This window comes from Hoylesella oralis ATCC 33269, assembly GCF_000185145.2.
In the GTDB taxonomy this organism is placed as follows: Bacteria; Bacteroidota; Bacteroidia; order Bacteroidales; family Bacteroidaceae; genus Prevotella; species Prevotella phocaeensis.
Map to the genome: position 1 here is coordinate 1,492,391 of NZ_GL833119.1, position 15,376 is coordinate 1,507,766.

A 15,376-nucleotide genomic window follows, 5' to 3' on the forward strand; every position below is an offset into this window, starting at 1 on the left:
TGTCTTCATTTTTTGATGATTTTGTTTGTTTGTATCAAATTATTTTGTATATTTGCATCGGATGCGAGTGCATACAAGGCGCGATGACTTCAAGCTGCACCGTCCGAATAAAGCCGTAATCATTTACGGCTTTAATTTTTCCAAGATTTTCATTATCTTTTCTTTTGTGTCCGCAGCCTTATCTATTTTCACGGATTTTCCGGCGGATATAACATAGCAAGCCTTTATCGTTCCGTTTTCAAAATCTCTTTTTCTCCAATAGATGTGTCCTGCCAAACGTCTGACATTCAGGCGCTGCATCTTTGCATCGATATCTATCACTACAATCTCGCAACCCTGCCCGATCGCTTTTTTAAAGGCGGAAGCAATACCTTTCTCACTCTCAATCCCCTTACGGTCTGCAATAAATCCGTCGATTTCATATTCGGGGTTCTTCCGCCCATGCACAAGGATATGCGGGCGTATCTTGACAGTCATATCGGTGAACGAAGACAGCAGAACTTTTGCGGCACGTATATTTTCCTTAAGCTCCGTTTTGTCTGCCGCCGTGCTGATTTGCAACCTTTCGCCGAACTTTCGGTCCGGCTCGTACTTGTCTTTCTCTTCCAGCTGCTTTACGAATCTCTCCACGGCCTTTTTCGCCCCCTTGTAGGCTCCGGCGATATAGGGATGCGTGTCGGAGAAAAGTCTGCCGTCCTTACACGGGTTGTTGTCAAGGCCTGCATGCGGACCGTTCTCCGCCAGACTTTCGTCTGGGATGTCGGGCAGCTCCGTCGCCGGATCGTCGGTGGACGAGAGAAAGCATTTGCAGTTCCACCTGTCGCCCGGCCGGTGCGCGTCCCAGAACGGATCGTCAACGGGACGGACTACACCCCAGAACACCTTATGATCCGCTCCCGGGTGTATGCTTGTGGAGGGCATCCACCTGAGGTTGGGCAATATATCCTTTTCCCTCCGGAACTGCTGCCAGTCCGCCGCCTGCCGCGCCCTGAGAACTGCCGTGTCGTATTCTGTGCGCAGCCAGCTTCGGCACTGGTGTGAGGCGATGGGGCTCACATCCTTTAACCACTGTTCGAACGGTTTTAAGTCGCCGTTTTCATCCAACAGCAACGCCGCCATATCGTTTTGCATGCGGTGCACCTTGAAAGCCGCGAAGACGGCGTTGCCGCGGAAAAAGGACGCCTCGCTTCCCAATCCCTCTCCGGCAGGAAGAGGAACTCCAGACTGTTCAAAACCTTCGGCAGCAGCTCTGTTGTATATCTTCCAGAACTCATCGAAAAGGTTTTCCTCGATCTCGGTCATGGGATGGAACTCTGTGCTGTATATGTGCTTGAGCGCCCGCTTGAGTACATCGCCGTCAAACGAAAACCCCGTCGAGACACCACCGCTCTGTCCGTCTCTGATTTCGTAGAGACGGTCGACTACCAGTCTAAGGGAGCCCCGCCATGCGGGGCGCGGACGAAAAAACGGCGAAACGCGTCCGAGAGTCTCCGGAGCCGTGCGCGCCCCGTCTTTTTACCGTTTTTCTGCATTTCTCCGTCACTATCCTGTACGGGTTCTTGTCTTTCTGTCGTTTTCTCTGCAGCAATACCGACCATTTTCTCGTTTTTCGTTTTCCGACCGTCGTTTTTGAGGCTGTCATAATTCTTCGGCTTATCGATGCCGAACTCGTTGTACAGGTAGTCGTCGTCGATGGGCAGAGCGAATGAGTTCTTCAGCTGCGTCAGTATGGATATCTTGGACTGCAGGTCGGTATATTTAGGATCGACGAACACGAACTTTCCGCCATCGGTGTTGATACCCATTGCCTGAAAGATATCCGTCATATCGTAGTTAAGCACGTTGAGGATATACTTCTGATCGTCGCGCAGCAGTTTGTCTTCCTCCTTCTTGTGCACCGTACCGAGTGACTGCGTGCCGTGCGTCTGTGACTCTGTGGTGAGTGTGTTGCCGAGGAAGAGTTTCGAAATCTCGTTGTTGCAGCGCTGACAGAACTTGTCGTACAGGTCTGATGAACCGGATTTATTACCGCTTTCCACAAGATGCAGCTCCGTATCCTTGGCATGGATGAACGCCGCCAAACTACCCTCCTCCTCTGCGTCGGCGATGGCCCGTCTTCTTGCATCATCGTCGTCCGTCTCGTAGATATATTCCCTGACGGGCGTGCCGAAAATCTCTGCAAACTGCGCCCAGTCGGCCACATCGTTGCGCTTGTAGATCACCCACGGTGCCGCCTTGGCGAGAAGGCCCAAGTCCTCCCGTCTGCCTACAGGCAGCAGGTTGTCGTACTCCTCCCATGGTATTCCCGCGATATCCGTCTGCCGGCGCAGGATAAGTTTTCTTATCGGATCGACATGCTTGCGCGGAATGAGATCGTAGTCGATCCAGCCGTCCTTTTTGTAGAACTGCAGGAGCGAGAAGCCCCAGAAACGCGCCCCGAGAATATCGCGCACCAAGGAAATGAACCACGGCGAGTCTATCTGCCCGTTGATCGCGGCATCGGGAACGCCGTCGCGCATGAACGAGATGTCTGCCGACGCCACGGACGACATCCTCCGGTCGATAACGCTGAACAGGTGCGCATCCGTGAGGATATCGCTATAGAGGTCGTACAGTCGGTATCTCATCGGATAGTCTACATTCTCGGCGGCCTGTACGGCCGTCATGAAATCCGAGATATCGATGTTGAAGCGTTTCGGCTGGCGTAGCACGATCGTACTGGGCGTTTTCTGTCCCGGGAAGGGAACGTTCCCCCCGATGGTTATGCGTTTGCTTTGTTTCATGTCTGTTTCATATTAAAAATGGTTGGTTCTCTTCCGGTTACCCACGATACGGAAAGCGTCTGTCTTCTGTCTGTCCTCTTCCGGAGCGAGCGGCGCCCCGTCGATGGAGATATCGCCGCGACCTGCCGCCTTGATCCACTGTACAGCCCTGTCGTACCTATCCTTGCGTATTTGCGAGAGCTTCATGGGGTTATGGATGCAGAAAATGTGATATACGGCGATATCTATGCACATCATCAGGACGAGTTGGTTACGCCTCTCGCCCTGTGCGGCGAATATCCTGTCGCAGTCGTACCGCTTCGACAGGTAAGACCGCATCTCTGCGACGGCACGGTCTTCGCATATCTCCACAAGAGAGCCGTCGGCCCTTGTGAGCGCGTCGAGTATCTCGCGATGGATGCTCGCGTCATAGTCTTTTAGTTCGATAAATCTGCTCATAGTCTGTATTTATTTCTTGTTCGTATCATTTTGCGAGGCATTTTTACAGGCGGCTCCTCCCTGCGCTGCAGATCGTCGATGATGCGGTTGCCGCCCTCCACGCAGTCGGGACCGTCTGTGGGGAATTTCAGACGCGGGGTAAGCAGCAGAAACTGCTCTTCAAGGCGTTTCATGTGCGGATCGTCGCGATACTGCTCGTTAAAAATCAGATTGCCCTCGCGGCTCATAGGTTCAAGATTAGCCTCGATGCGCGCGAACTTCTCCGCCTTGCGTTTCTCGTCGCCCCTGATATACAGGTCGTTTCTCCGCTCCCGCCGTACCTTACGAACGAGCGGTTGGAATACCTGCTGAAAGAACGGGTCCTGCAGTTTGTTGTTTTCCATATAGCAGTACACCGGCGTATCGGTGTCAACCATATCGAGGAGCTCCACGTACCAGTCGATGAATTCGGCATTCAGTCCACGGTCGAGTTTCGTGCGGATGATGTACAACTTGCCCTTGAGCTTGCCGAGCAGTATCGCTGCCTTTGTCGACGAAACCTTGCTCTTATTTTCTCCCGGTGCAGGATCACCGTAGATGACTAAAAACTTAAACTTCGAAAGCGGAGGGACCTTGTCGTAGTTTATCGCTTTGAATATCTCTCCCTCGGATACGGGATTATTGAAGTACTCGCCCTGTGCCGCCTTGGTCGACATTTTGGACAGCACACGGTCGATATGTTCCTCCGTGTTCTTCTGGGGCCATACGGAGCGCCCCTCGCGGTCGCGGATATTGATAATGTCCCAGTGGTCGGCAATCTCTCCGGCCCGTACTGCACAGCAGTCCTTGGCGATAATGTTGCCGCAGAATACGACCAACGTCGGCTTGGATACGGACCGCGTGGGATACAGCGCCCGTTCCCACCAGTCCCATCGCTTGTCGATGATATCGGGGTTGAGACAGTCCTTGTCCGTATCGAAGTCATCGACAAGCAGCACGTCGGGGCGGACATTACCGTAGCGGGTACCGCGCGGCGACTCTCCGGCCCCCAAGGCGCGAAAAGCGATTTTGCTCTTAGTGACAAAATAGTCTTCCGCCCACGAGCCGATATTCTGTTGAATGCCGTAATAGGCCTTGATACGCTCATTGAACTCCAAATGAGCGCGGTAAGGCTCGAGCAGCTTTATCGCATTGTCCTTGGTGTTGGATGTCAGGATGACATTCCTTTTGCGCCCCGTCAGCACCAGATAAAGAACGGTGAACATGACGACAGTCGACTTGGCCAACTCCCGCGACCAAGAGATAACCTCATACCATTCGTCGTGTGCGACGATACGTTGTATCGCCCGTTTGTGGAAGTCGGCAAACTCTGCAAACTCATCTCTGTTATCGATTCCGAAGAAAAAGACGATCCACTCCAAGGGGTGCGCTTCAAGATACGCACGGTGCCTCTCGCGTTCGGTATACGTCATGGAGCGGTCTACCGGCGTCGCCTTGATGATACTTTCTTTAAGCGCCTCCCAGTTGAGCAGTGCGTTTCTGTCTGTCTGTTTCATCGTTTTTTCTTTTACAGGTTATCTTTGATAAATGCATCGGCCAGCAGCACGATTTCCTTCGCTTTCCCGAGGTCTACGGGGCGCAACCATTCGACGAAACGCGTGAGCACACTGATCATCTCGGCAATGCCCGCCTCCGTTTCCATCTTGCGGATAGCCGCCGAGAGCTTGCCAAGAATGTCCGCCTCACGGCTGTCGGCGAAACGTTTCCCCTCTTCGCGCAGTGAGATGACTCTGTTAATCTCAGCCACCTGTCGGTAGAGACTGGCGATCTGCGCCTCGCGCGTGACGGTCATTCCTGCCTTCTGTTCTTCCCACTTCTCTGTCTGTGCCCACCGGCCGACCGTAATGCGGGCCACCCCTACACGTTCGGCGATTTCGGCTTGCGTAAGATTTTCTTTCAGGTAAAGCATCCGTGCCCAGTCTTTCTTTTGGTTGTTTGTCAGTTCTGCCATCGTTCCTATTTTTAAGTAAAAAGGTGAAGGAGTAAAAAGAGATTAATATTTGTCTTCCCTCCTTTATCGTTCCCTAATTAAACTACTGCAAAATTGGCAATAATAATGCAACCGCGCAAAACGGAAAAGCATGATAACGTTTTATGGCGTTATGATAACGGTATAAAACGTTATGATAAAACCGCGATTTGCACGGCATGAAAAAAACACCCAATTTTGCACTGCAAACAAATCCGTAAGACGATGAAAAAGTTGATTGTAATACTGAAAAAACGCTGGCAGGCAGAGACGCCCCGCCTGTACCGTCGGATACGTAACCTGTCAATGGGCATATCCGGTTGCGCTGTCGCCATCAATGCGGCTCTTATGGCTGCAGGGGCACGGGTACCGGAATGGTTCTGTACGGTATATCCCTATCTGGTCGGTGTGCCGGCAGCCATCGCGTTCGTACTACAGTTCGGAGAGCAAGGAAGGATGAAAGATTAAGGATGAAATTCTTTCACTTTAAAAAAATAACGACATGAGCAAGAAATTCAAAGATCAGATGGTTGTTGCCGGCGGAGGTTGTACAATACTCCTTTATGGTGAGATCGGCGAGTATGAAGATGTACGCAGTACAGACATCACCCGTGAGCTTCTGCAGGCCGAGGCGACCTATAAAAACATTGACGTGCGCATCAATTCGATAGGCGGCGAGGTGTATGCCGGCATCGCCATTTTCAACGCCCTGAAGAACTGCAAGGCCGACGTGCGTATTTTCATCGACGGCATTGCTGCCTCGATGGCCTCCGTCATAGCCCTGTGCGGCCGGCATGTGGAGATGAGCCGTTACGCACGGCTGATGCTTCATTCTCCGTACGGCGGTTGCTGGGGCAACAAATCCGAGATGGCTACCTGTATCAGCGATCTGGAAGCTCTTGAGGACACTCTTTGCGCCATGTGTGCCAAACGTATCGGACTGACGGAAGAGGAAGTGAAGGCACGGTATTTCGACGGACAGGATCACTGGCTTACTGCACAGCAGGCGTTGGATGCTGGTTTCATCGACGCCATCTATGATGCGCAGCCAGTGCCTGAAGACCAGACGATAGAACAGTTATACACAACATTCAGTAATCGGCTTAACAAGCCACAAACAACAACAGATATGAGTTTATTTGAAAGTATTAAGAAAAGCGCGCGGTTCAAGGACTGCAGCGCAGATGAGGATGTCCTGAAAATCGTAGGACAGCTTGAAGCCAAGGCAGTAAAGGTCGACGCACTGGAGGCTGAGAATGCCGCATTGAAGAAAAAGAACGAGGATTTTGAAGCGAAAGCGAAAGAAGAAGCGGCCAAAGCAAAGAAAGCCCTGTTGGATGCAGCGGAAGCCGACGGCAGGATCGATGTCGTAAGCCGTCCTGCTTATCAGGCTCTCTTGGACAGTGATTTCGAGGCCGGTAAAAAGACAATTGACGCACTAAAGCCTAAGCGTAGGGCTATAGAGGATGTTCTTATCGATCCTTCCGGCGATGAAAGTCCGTGGGAAAAGAAAATGAGCGAGATCAAGGATCGTCAGAAAAAAAGGATGAGTGAAAGATGATTAGTGAAGAGTGATTAGTGATTATCGACGAATAACAATAAATAAAAAGACAATATTATGGCAATAAAAGTAAGAAACACGAATTACTCCGGCGAAGTGCTGGAGCAGATACTCACGACGGCCGCAACAGGCAACGAGATTGTGGAAAAGGGGCTGATCTGTATGATCCCCGGTGTGGAGAAAACTATCAGCGTACCGCGTCTAAGAACAGGCAAGATGCTTCAGAAACGCAAGGAGAACCCGACCGTCGACGACTCGAAGGGTGATTTTGATTACACCGAGCAGAAGCTGGTCCCTCAGGATTTTATGGCATTTACGGTGTTCAATCCCCGAACCTTCGAAAATATTTGGCGCAAGTTCCAACCGAAAGGAAACCTCGTGTTCTCGCAGCTGCCGCCCGACGTACAGAACAAACTGCTGGAGGCCCTTTCCAAACAGGTGAAGTTCGAGTTGGGAGATCATTATGTAAACGGCGAATACGGCAATGACGACGACCATCTTTTCGATGGTATTCTTACGCAGATGGCCAAGGATGGCGATGTAATTGTCGTGACAACGACCGAGACCACCATGACAGGCAAGCTCAAGGCAGTCAGAGGACGTATCCCCGTTGCCATCCGTAACAACCCGAACCTGCGTATCCTTATGAGTATCGCCGATTTCGACACCTACGATGACGAACTGACCAAGCGCGACAACAAGAACGCCGACGAGACCGCCGTCAACATCAAGCGCTACAAAGGCATTGCCATCGAGACTTTGGCAGCATGGCCCGACGGTGTGATCGTGGCTACACTGTGCTCGCCAGATGCAGACGGCAACTTGTTTGCTGCGGTGAACCTGCAGGATGACGAAGATGTGATACAGATCGATAAGGTAAGCAACATGAGTGAACTGTACTTCTGCAAGCTACTCATGAAAGCCGACACCAATATCGCTTTCGGCGAGGAAGTAGTGGTTCTCGACAGTCGCACGAAGCCGAAATTCAAGGCCGTAGAAGAGAAAGTGACGCTTTCCAAGCAGGCGCTGACATTCACGGCGGCCGGAGGTTCCGAAACAATTACCGTGACGGCGACGGGCAGCTATACCTATTCCAAGGCTCCCAACGGCTATTCGATAGAAGATACCGAAGATGGCGTGAAGATCACTGCCGCGCCGAATGAGTCGAAGACTGCGGAAGTGACAGGAAAGATTACTTTCACGTTGCGTGAGGATAAGGCAAAAAAGACCGTTCTGACCTTGACGACTTCGAAAGCTGTGTAGCATGGAAATGAAATATTTGGTTATTCACTGCACGGCAACTCCGGAAGGTCGGGAAGTCAGCGCCGAAGAAATACGGCGCTGGCACACCTCCCCCGTCGGTAAGGGCGGCCACGGCTGGAAACAGGTGGGATACACGGACATGATCCATTTGGACGGCCACGTGGAACGGCTCGTGAATAACAACGAAGATGCCGCTGTCGATCCTTGGGAGGTGACCAACGGTGCCAAGGGGTACAACTCCGTGAGCCGGCATATCGTCTATGTGGGCGGCACGGCTGCCGACGGCAGAACGCCCAAGGACACGCGGACGGAAGCGCAGCGGGAAGCCCTGAAACGTTATGTTACAGATTTTCACCGACGTTTCCCGCAAATCCGCATCGTGGGACACCATGACCTGAACCCTTGCAAGGCCTGTCCGAGCTTCGATGCGGTAAGATGGCTAAGAGAAATAGGAATTAGGCAGCAGGATGAGGAGTTGAAAATGAAAGAGTAGGAACAAGGGAACTTTTACTTCCCCCTCGCTATCTAAGATAAACAAATGTCAACGGAAACGATCATACGTATATTGCAGTGGGTGCTGTCGTCGGGCTGTATCGGTGCCGCCATAATTTGGATTACGAGCAAAAAGACGCGGGCGGCAAAGACAGCCAAAATCGTGCACGACACTTATAAACAGATGTACGAGGATGTTCAGTTGACACTCATAGAATTAAGACAAGATAATGAAAAATTATACAAGAGTATCACGCGGCTTGAGCGTACTATACAGCACGCTTCTGTATGCCGTCATTGGGATGGCTGTCCTATCCGCAACGAGTTGCAGAACGACACGAAAATTCATGGAGCAAAGCGTGACACATACAGACAGTCTAAGACGGGACAGCACCGTATCCGTAATCCGGGCATGGGGTACGACGGCGGTATCGGCAGACAGTCTGCAGATGACGCTGCCGACAGTCAACCTCCTTAGTCTGCCCGACGGTGCAGGTTACGTAAAACGGCACGGCAGGACGCATCTGTATGTGCAGCGCAAGGGCGGCAGCCTTCATATAACGGCAGCAAGCGACAGCATACCGCAGCAGACATTCTATTATGAGCGGAAAGATGCAGTAAAAAGTCGGAGTTACAGCCGTACCGATATGGAAAAGCGGACCGAAAAGAAAGAGAAAATTATGTCTTATAGTACCGATATATGGGGATTTGCAATCTTTGCAGGTATTATACTTACAATCACAATTTTAATAAAGCGAAAACTATGGCAGTAAATGTAAACAAGAATTTTTTGTATGGTCTGTCGAAGCTCTCATTCGGCGACAAGGAAGTGGGTTGGATCGAAAAAGACTCCTTCGATTTTAACGGCAAGCAGCCCGAGAGTGTGGACATCAATGCAGAGCAGGTGCCGGATGCACCCGTGATGACGTTACCCCAGAGCAACGGGACGATCGCCCCGAAGTTTAGTGTAATACAGTTGAATTATATCAACTTCGCGCTGCTGCTGGGCGGTAAGTTGATTAAAAAGCAGACTGGCGATCCGGACGCCGAAGCCACCGGTTGGGAGGCACCCAAAGACCTGATACAGCTTAGTGGGGCGTGGACGATCGAAACGCCGACCGGCAAGAAGATCGAAATTCCGAACGGCACGCTCATTTCGAACCTCGGGGGCAAGCTCTCGCTCAAAGAGGTGGCGAAGATAGAATGTCAGCTGAATGTTCTTAAGCCTGAAAACGACGATGCACCGTATTCCATCAAGAATATGAAATGAAAAGAGAACTTTTCTTTTGCCCCTCCCTCTCCGTAGGAAGGGGCAGCTATTGAAAATTAGCAATAAAAGCGATATATGAATGAAACTGCTTATGACACACCTCTCGCAGGGAAGAGAAGCGAAGAGGCGGCCATCCAAAAAGAGGCTGCCGAGGCGCTGCTGGATATCGGCGTGTCCGTGCTCCTCAAGCAGATCAGGATACCATTCAGCAGAAAACGGCTGCAATGGAGACTGACCATGCGGCGCCCCTTTCTGAGCACGCAGATCAGAATAGCCCGCCTTTACTTGGAATTGGGAACGACCTGCGAGCAGCTGCAAAGCATGACCAAGGACGAGGAGATGCTGTTCCTCGCCGAGCACGGAAGAGATATCAGCCGCATCGTAGCGCTGACCGTCTGCCGTTCGCCGCTTCGGGCGAAGCTCTTCGGCGGCATCACGGCATGGGTGTTGCGCAATATGGTCGAAGACCGCTACATGCGTGCCGCCATGACGCAGTTCGTGCTCCTCTTGGGCACGGAGGGTTTTACAAGTATTATCAGATCAGCCGGGATGACGAACCCGATGAGGCTGAGACTGAGCCGCAGCAGGAAGGGGAGTTAAAGAGTACTTACGAGCATTCTCATAGCCCCTTCGGTTTTATCTGGCAGATTGCCGATGCCACAGGATGGAGCATCGATTATATCCTAAACCGCGTCAATTACCAGACACTGATCATGATGCTGGCCGACGCTCCGCGTTTCGTCAAGAAAAAGGACAAGACGGATGACGGCGACGAGGTATTGGAATTCTTTCAGAGCCAGCTGTAATACACGCAACTGCCGAATATTTTTGTATCTCCTTAAAACGGCATTTGAAAACCGTTTGAACAGCGATTAAACGATAGTAGATGGAACCGGTAGAAATAGAGATTTTGTTAAAAGACCACCTGACGGACGGACTCAACAAGGCCGGCCTGTCAGCCGACCAGCTGAAACGGAAGATACAGGCTGCATCGGAGGAGATTGTCAGCAAAATTGCCGAGCAGCGCTCCGTGATCGCCGGCATCGAGAATGACCTGAAAAAGCTCGAAGCGCAGTATGGCGCGATGAAGCCCGGCACCGCGCAGACGGAGCTGAAGGCCGAGGTCGACGCCTGCCGCATGGCCTTGGATGAGGAGCGCGGTGCCCTGAAACAGTTGGAGGCGCAGCACGTGCAGCTTGTCGAGGCAGCCAAGCGGGTGATGGCGGCAGATAAGGGCATGGCACAGAGTGCCGCGCAGGCGGGCACGCAGGCACAGACGGTGACGGAACGACTTCGGGAGCAGCGTCAGGTCGTCAGCCAGATACAACGCGACATCGGCGATCTGAAAGCCAAGTATGCAGCCGCCTCTTCGGATAAAGATAAAAAGATTTTTGGCGACGATCTTGATGCCGCCAAAATCGTGCTGAAAGAAGAAATCGGCGTGCTTCACAGCTTGGAGAGGCAACAGAAAAGCGCCGGCAGCTCGACCGTCAGGCTGACCACCCGCATGCGGCAGCTCAAAAATGAGATGACGCTGATGGCACAGGCCGGCAGGCAGGACACGCAGGAGTATCGGGATTTGGAGGCGCAGGCAGCCAAGCTGCAGCAACAGCTCAATGCCACGAACAAGGCCATGAAAGTGCTTTCCTCTCCGAATGCCAACTTTCAGGGTGTTGTCTCCGGTATCAACATGCTTACCGGCAGCCTGTCTGCCGGCATGGGTATCATGGCGTTTTTTAACCAAGAGAATGAAGACCTCATGCGCATACAGACCAAGCTGCAGGCCGTCATGAGCATTACGATCGGTCTGCAGCAGGTATCCTCGCAGTTGCTCAGCACTTCCGCCTTTCGTACCGTCACCCTGACGCGGCTGAAGAACCTGCTTACGGCAGCCAACGCGCGGCTGGCCGTCGCCTTGGGAATATCGAACACCGCCGCCACCGTACTCATGGGTACGCTGACGCTCGGGCTGAGCGTTGCGATCACTGCGGGTATCGCCCTGTGGAACCGGTGGAGCGATTCACAGAGCAAAGCGGCTGAGGCAGCCAAGAAACTCGCGGAGACGGAGGACTACGGCCGTGCCGTGATGCTCAAGACACGCTTCGAGATCGACACGACGAAGGAAGCCCTGAAAAATTTCACCGGCTCGAAGAAAGAGGAAAAGGCAAAGGTAGATGAGCTCAACCGTAAGTACGGCGAGGCAATGGGCTATTACGACACCGTAGCGCAATGGTACGACGTGCTGACACAGAAAGCGGAACAGTATATACAGATGCTGTTCTTGCAGGCCAAGGCGCAGGCGTTGGTCAACCAAGCCGTGGAAGCCGACAAGGAGGTTAATAAGCTCAAGGCCACGCCCGACAAGGACGTGAAAGGTTATGCCGGCATCTTCACGCGCACTATGGCCATCGTCGGCGGTCTCGCCGCAGGGGTAAACCCTTGGGAAATGAATCGTGCCGTCGATGCATCCAACAAACAAAACAAGGCGCTCAGAATTAAAGCGGCCGAGGCTGAAAGGGATAAGGCGCTGCAGGAGGCTAGGGAACTGCAGAAAAAATACGACAAGATCGCCAAAACATTCGGCCTCGGCGGGCATACGGCGCCCGGAAAGACAGGCAAGACGACCGGCAACAATGAGCTCAAAGCCTTTGCCGAAGCCCAGTTGGCCGCCCGCAGGAAAATCGAAGACAACTATATAGTGCTGATCAAAGACGGCTACGAAAGAGAAAGAGAAGAAGCGAACTTGAATTTCGAACGGGAGAAGCAGCGTATCGCCGATGAGGAGAGTAAGCGCGAAGTTCTGTACAAGAAGCTGCGCAAGGCGGGTGCGAAGGTCACTCCCGCTCAGGAATATCAAATACACGCGGATGCTGCCAAGCAGCGTGCGCAGGCCGCGGAAATATATGCCGCCAAACTTGCAGAGATTGGCAAGAAAGAAGAAGAGGACACGGCACGGAAGAACAAGAAAGAAAAAGAAGAGCTGGATACGCTCTTGGGAAAATATCAAGATTACGATACACAGCGGCTGAATATAGAAAAACAGTTTGCCGAGGATGTGGAAGCACTGAACAAAAGACGGACTGCCGGCAACGCCTCGGAGATCGATGCAGCCATCGTTCAGGCTGCCAAGGTGCGCGACAAGCAGCTCAGAGAGGTGAACGACAAGGAGATCGCCGAGATGAAAACCGACGCCTCGCTGCTGGTGGAACTCTTCGAGGACGCCTCGGGCAAAAGCGTTTCGGAAATAGAAAAGATCATCGCCAAAATAAAACTGCTCTTCCGGTATATGGACGGACAACGGCAAGGCTTGGCTGATGCCTCCGGCACCGTTGTCTTCCGGGATAAAAACGGCAAGCAAACCGAGCGCATTACAAAGGGCGATATCGCCGGTATAGGTATCACACCCGAACAGTACGAAAAGCTCAAGAAGTCGCCCGAAGCGCTGAAAGCGTTTATGGACCGGTATGAAAAGCTCAAAAAAACCGTACTCGATAAAAATCCTTTCAAAGCCCTTGCCGATGCGGTAAAGGAACTGTTTAAAAAGAATGAGGACGGGGATAAGGAAAAATCGCTGGAAGAAAAACTTATCAACCTCGGTAAGTCGGCAGCTGCCGCCGCAGATATGGTGGGAATTTTGGCAGGGCAGCTGTCCAAGGCCTTCGAGGCAGCAGACAATGACAGCATGGCTCAAAGCATGTCGGACGTACAGGACGTAATGTCCGCTGTCAGTGATATCGGAAAAGGCTTTGCCCAAGGGGGTGTCGTGGGCGGCATTGCAGTTGTGGCAGGGGAAGCCATCGGTTTTATAACCAAGGCCTTTTCGGCATCGGCACGGCACAAGGCTGCGCTGAAAGCCGTCATGAACGAGACCATCGCCCAGCAGCGGGAGTACAATCTGCTACTGATGCAGCAGAACCTCGAATACGAGCGCGGCACGACCATCTTCGGTACGGACAGCTACGGCAAGGCGCGCAACGCTATCAAGGTGATGAAGCAGGCCGTCGAAGAACTCAACGCCGCCCTGCGCGGCAGCGGCAAGAGCGATACGGGCTATTTTAAAGCTCTGGGTGCACGGATAGATATATATTCGGCAAGCCGGCGCAAGATGGCCGATGCCTACGCGGGGCTTGCCGACATCAGCATCGTGACGGGGCATAAGAAAACCGGACTGTTCGGCTGGGGAAAGGGCAAAGACCTCTATTCCTCGGTACTCACCGTATACCCTCAGCTGATTTCCGCCAACGGCGAATTTAACGTCAGTCTGGCCGAAACGATTGTCAGCACGCGGCGTATGAGCGATGAGCACAAGGCGGCCCTGCAGAATATGATCAACCTTGCCAAAAAGCAGAAAGAAGCGTGGGAGGAAGTAAAGAATTATCTGACGAATGTCTTCGGGGAGTTCGGCAGCACGATCAGCGATGTACTCGAAGACGCTTTCAGAAACGGCACCGACGCCGGCAAGAACTTTGTCGACAAGATGGGCAGCCTGCTCGAAAAGCTGGGCAAGGACATGATCTACAGCGTGACCATAGCGCCGTACATCGAGCAGGCGCAGAAGAAGATGCTTGAGGTGATGAAGAACGACAGCCTCGGCAGCGAGGCGAAGTTCGACAGTTACGTACGGATATTGGACAGTCTGACGGCAGGAGTGCTGAGCGATCAAGGCCGGTACGAGGAGCTCATGAAAAGGTTCAAGGAGATGGCGGCAAAAAAGGGTATCGACATCTTCGGCGCCGGTAAGGCATCACAGAGTGGAAAGAGCGGCAGCTTCGAGACGATGACACAGCAGCAGGGCACGAAGCTCGAGGGCTTGTTCACGAGCGGCCAGCGGCACTGGGCATCGATGGATGTAAGGCTCGAGGACGTGGCCAGTAGGATGACGAGCGTGGCGGGGCGTTTGGCAAAGATCGAGGAGAACACCTCCCACTGCAAACGCTTGGACGAAATCGCACAAGACATTCACGCTCTGAAAAAGGACGGTTTTCATTTACGGTAAGGAGGACTGATGGAAGAGAGATGAAGGATGAAAGATGAAGGACGATAACTGAATATTTTACTTTTTCACCCTTTAAAAAATAACGATATGAAGCATATATTGAGCGGACTGGCGACATTGAACGGCAAAGATTTGTGGGAGGAATACCACGTTTTTCTAAGGGAAGAGCGGCGTGGTGGCAAGGAGAACCTGCGAGCCATCCTCGCACCCTCCAAGATGAAAGAACACGTAGCCGTGGATATCAGAGAGCAGCAGGGCGAGAAATACTCCGCCGATTTGCAGCCCCGATCGGCAGCGCGTGATGTGACGCTGAACTTCGCCTTGTCTGCCCCCACACGCGCAGAGTTTCTCACGCGTTACCGTAATTTCGTTACAGCACTCAAAACCGGCGATAAAGGCTGGCTTACGTTCGAATTTCCTACGCTCGGTATCACGATGAAGATGTTTTGCGTGGAATTTCCCGACGGCTACGACGCTCTGTCGAGCCTTTGGGTGGAAGCGGCACAGGCCGGAGGGTTCAAGGTGAAATTCAGAGAACCTCAGCCGAGCTTCTGAGAGCCTCTCC

The 15,376-nt window shown here is 52.5% G+C and carries 15 protein-coding genes; 10 read left to right on the forward strand and 5 right to left on the reverse strand.

Going from position 1 to position 15,376, the window contains the following annotated elements; translation table 11 throughout:
• Positions 1–123: 123 nt before the first annotated feature.
• From HMPREF0663_RS08715 to HMPREF0663_RS08735, 5 genes are all read right to left on the reverse strand, one after another.
• On the reverse strand, positions 124–1,302 hold the full coding sequence (locus HMPREF0663_RS08715; RefSeq protein WP_004370079.1) for a phage head morphogenesis protein: 1,179 nt from the start codon (positions 1,300–1,302) through the stop codon (positions 124–126).
• A gap of 119 nt (positions 1,303–1,421) precedes the next feature.
• Complete coding sequence (locus HMPREF0663_RS08720) at positions 1,422–2,783, reverse strand: phage portal protein family protein (protein ID WP_004370081.1); 1,362 nt, start codon at positions 2,781–2,783, stop codon at positions 1,422–1,424.
• A 12-nt stretch (positions 2,784–2,795) separates the two neighbouring features.
• Positions 2,796–3,221: a phage protein Gp36 family protein gene (locus HMPREF0663_RS08725; protein WP_004370083.1), complete on the reverse strand. Its 426-nt coding sequence runs from the start codon at positions 3,219–3,221 to the stop codon at positions 2,796–2,798.
• Positions 3,218–4,756 (reverse strand): hypothetical protein, encoded by a 1,539-nt coding sequence (locus tag HMPREF0663_RS08730; RefSeq protein WP_004370086.1) that lies wholly within the window; start codon positions 4,754–4,756, stop codon positions 3,218–3,220. Before HMPREF0663_RS08730 ends, HMPREF0663_RS08725 begins: the two co-directional genes overlap by 4 nt.
• Before the next feature lie 11 nt (positions 4,757–4,767).
• Complete coding sequence (locus HMPREF0663_RS08735; protein ID WP_004370088.1) at positions 4,768–5,211, reverse strand: YfeC-like transcriptional regulator; 444 nt, start codon at positions 5,209–5,211, stop codon at positions 4,768–4,770.
• A gap of 243 nt (positions 5,212–5,454) precedes the next feature.
• Here HMPREF0663_RS08735 and HMPREF0663_RS08740 point away from each other — a divergent pair, with 243 nt between their 5' ends.
• From HMPREF0663_RS08740 to HMPREF0663_RS08785, 10 genes are all read left to right on the forward strand, one after another.
• Entirely contained in the window at positions 5,455–5,697 is a 243-nt protein-coding gene (locus HMPREF0663_RS08740) for a hypothetical protein (RefSeq protein ID WP_004370090.1), read from the forward strand.
• A gap of 34 nt (positions 5,698–5,731) precedes the next feature.
• A complete protein-coding gene (locus tag HMPREF0663_RS08745; RefSeq protein ID WP_004370091.1) occupies positions 5,732–6,790 on the forward strand; it encodes a head maturation protease, ClpP-related in 1,059 nt (352 codons plus the stop codon).
• 57 nt (positions 6,791–6,847) lie between these two features.
• Positions 6,848–8,053: a BACON domain-containing protein gene (locus HMPREF0663_RS08750; RefSeq protein ID WP_004370092.1), complete on the forward strand. Its 1,206-nt coding sequence runs from the start codon at positions 6,848–6,850 to the stop codon at positions 8,051–8,053.
• Between the two features lies 1 nt (position 8,054).
• The gene (locus tag HMPREF0663_RS08755; RefSeq protein ID WP_004370093.1) at positions 8,055–8,546 is read left to right on the forward strand and encodes an N-acetylmuramoyl-L-alanine amidase; all 492 of its coding nucleotides are present in this window, start codon (positions 8,055–8,057) and stop codon (positions 8,544–8,546) included.
• Positions 8,547–8,591: 45 nt separating this feature from the next.
• Positions 8,592–9,023 carry a hypothetical protein gene (locus tag HMPREF0663_RS08760; RefSeq protein ID WP_004370094.1) on the forward strand — a complete coding sequence of 144 codons (432 nt, stop codon included), beginning with the start codon at positions 8,592–8,594 and terminating at the stop codon, positions 9,021–9,023.
• Positions 8,995–9,318, forward strand: coding sequence for a hypothetical protein (locus HMPREF0663_RS08765; RefSeq protein ID WP_004370095.1), 324 nt, complete (start codon positions 8,995–8,997; stop codon positions 9,316–9,318). Before HMPREF0663_RS08760 ends, HMPREF0663_RS08765 begins: the two co-directional genes overlap by 29 nt.
• Positions 9,309–9,815 (forward strand): hypothetical protein, encoded by a 507-nt coding sequence (locus HMPREF0663_RS08770; RefSeq protein WP_004370096.1) that lies wholly within the window; start codon positions 9,309–9,311, stop codon positions 9,813–9,815. The genes HMPREF0663_RS08765 and HMPREF0663_RS08770 overlap by 10 nt, the downstream gene beginning before the upstream one ends.
• A gap of 75 nt (positions 9,816–9,890) precedes the next feature.
• Positions 9,891–10,415 (forward strand): hypothetical protein, encoded by a 525-nt coding sequence (locus HMPREF0663_RS08775; RefSeq protein ID WP_004370097.1) that lies wholly within the window; start codon positions 9,891–9,893, stop codon positions 10,413–10,415.
• A 286-nt stretch (positions 10,416–10,701) separates the two neighbouring features.
• On the forward strand, positions 10,702–14,811 hold the full coding sequence (locus HMPREF0663_RS08780; protein WP_004370098.1) for a hypothetical protein: 4,110 nt from the start codon (positions 10,702–10,704) through the stop codon (positions 14,809–14,811).
• An 87-nt stretch (positions 14,812–14,898) separates the two neighbouring features.
• Positions 14,899–15,366, forward strand: a complete 468-nt coding sequence (locus tag HMPREF0663_RS08785; RefSeq protein ID WP_004370099.1) for a hypothetical protein — start codon at positions 14,899–14,901, stop codon at positions 15,364–15,366.
• Positions 15,367–15,376 lie beyond the last annotated feature (10 nt).

Coding starts and splice junctions, on each gene's coding strand:
- HMPREF0663_RS08715 (WP_004370079.1), bottom strand. CDS start 1,302: ATGACCGAGATCGAGGAAAACCTTTTCGATGAGTTCTGGAAGATATAC.
- HMPREF0663_RS08720 (WP_004370081.1), bottom strand. CDS start 2,783: ATGAAACAAAGCAAACGCATAACCATCGGGGGGAACGTTCCCTTCCCG.
- HMPREF0663_RS08725 (WP_004370083.1), bottom strand. CDS start 3,221: ATGAGCAGATTTATCGAACTAAAAGACTATGACGCGAGCATCCATCGC.
- HMPREF0663_RS08730 (WP_004370086.1), bottom strand. CDS start 4,756: ATGAAACAGACAGACAGAAACGCACTGCTCAACTGGGAGGCGCTTAAA.
- HMPREF0663_RS08735 (WP_004370088.1), bottom strand. CDS start 5,211: ATGGCAGAACTGACAAACAACCAAAAGAAAGACTGGGCACGGATGCTT.
- HMPREF0663_RS08740 (WP_004370090.1), top strand. CDS start 5,455: ATGAAAAAGTTGATTGTAATACTGAAAAAACGCTGGCAGGCAGAGACG.
- HMPREF0663_RS08745 (WP_004370091.1), top strand. CDS start 5,732: ATGAGCAAGAAATTCAAAGATCAGATGGTTGTTGCCGGCGGAGGTTGT.
- HMPREF0663_RS08750 (WP_004370092.1), top strand. CDS start 6,848: ATGGCAATAAAAGTAAGAAACACGAATTACTCCGGCGAAGTGCTGGAG.
- HMPREF0663_RS08755 (WP_004370093.1), top strand. CDS start 8,055: ATGGAAATGAAATATTTGGTTATTCACTGCACGGCAACTCCGGAAGGT.
- HMPREF0663_RS08760 (WP_004370094.1), top strand. CDS start 8,592: ATGTCAACGGAAACGATCATACGTATATTGCAGTGGGTGCTGTCGTCG.
- HMPREF0663_RS08765 (WP_004370095.1), top strand. CDS start 8,995: ATGACGCTGCCGACAGTCAACCTCCTTAGTCTGCCCGACGGTGCAGGT.
- HMPREF0663_RS08770 (WP_004370096.1), top strand. CDS start 9,309: ATGGCAGTAAATGTAAACAAGAATTTTTTGTATGGTCTGTCGAAGCTC.
- HMPREF0663_RS08775 (WP_004370097.1), top strand. CDS start 9,891: ATGAATGAAACTGCTTATGACACACCTCTCGCAGGGAAGAGAAGCGAA.
- HMPREF0663_RS08780 (WP_004370098.1), top strand. CDS start 10,702: ATGGAACCGGTAGAAATAGAGATTTTGTTAAAAGACCACCTGACGGAC.
- HMPREF0663_RS08785 (WP_004370099.1), top strand. CDS start 14,899: ATGAAGCATATATTGAGCGGACTGGCGACATTGAACGGCAAAGATTTG.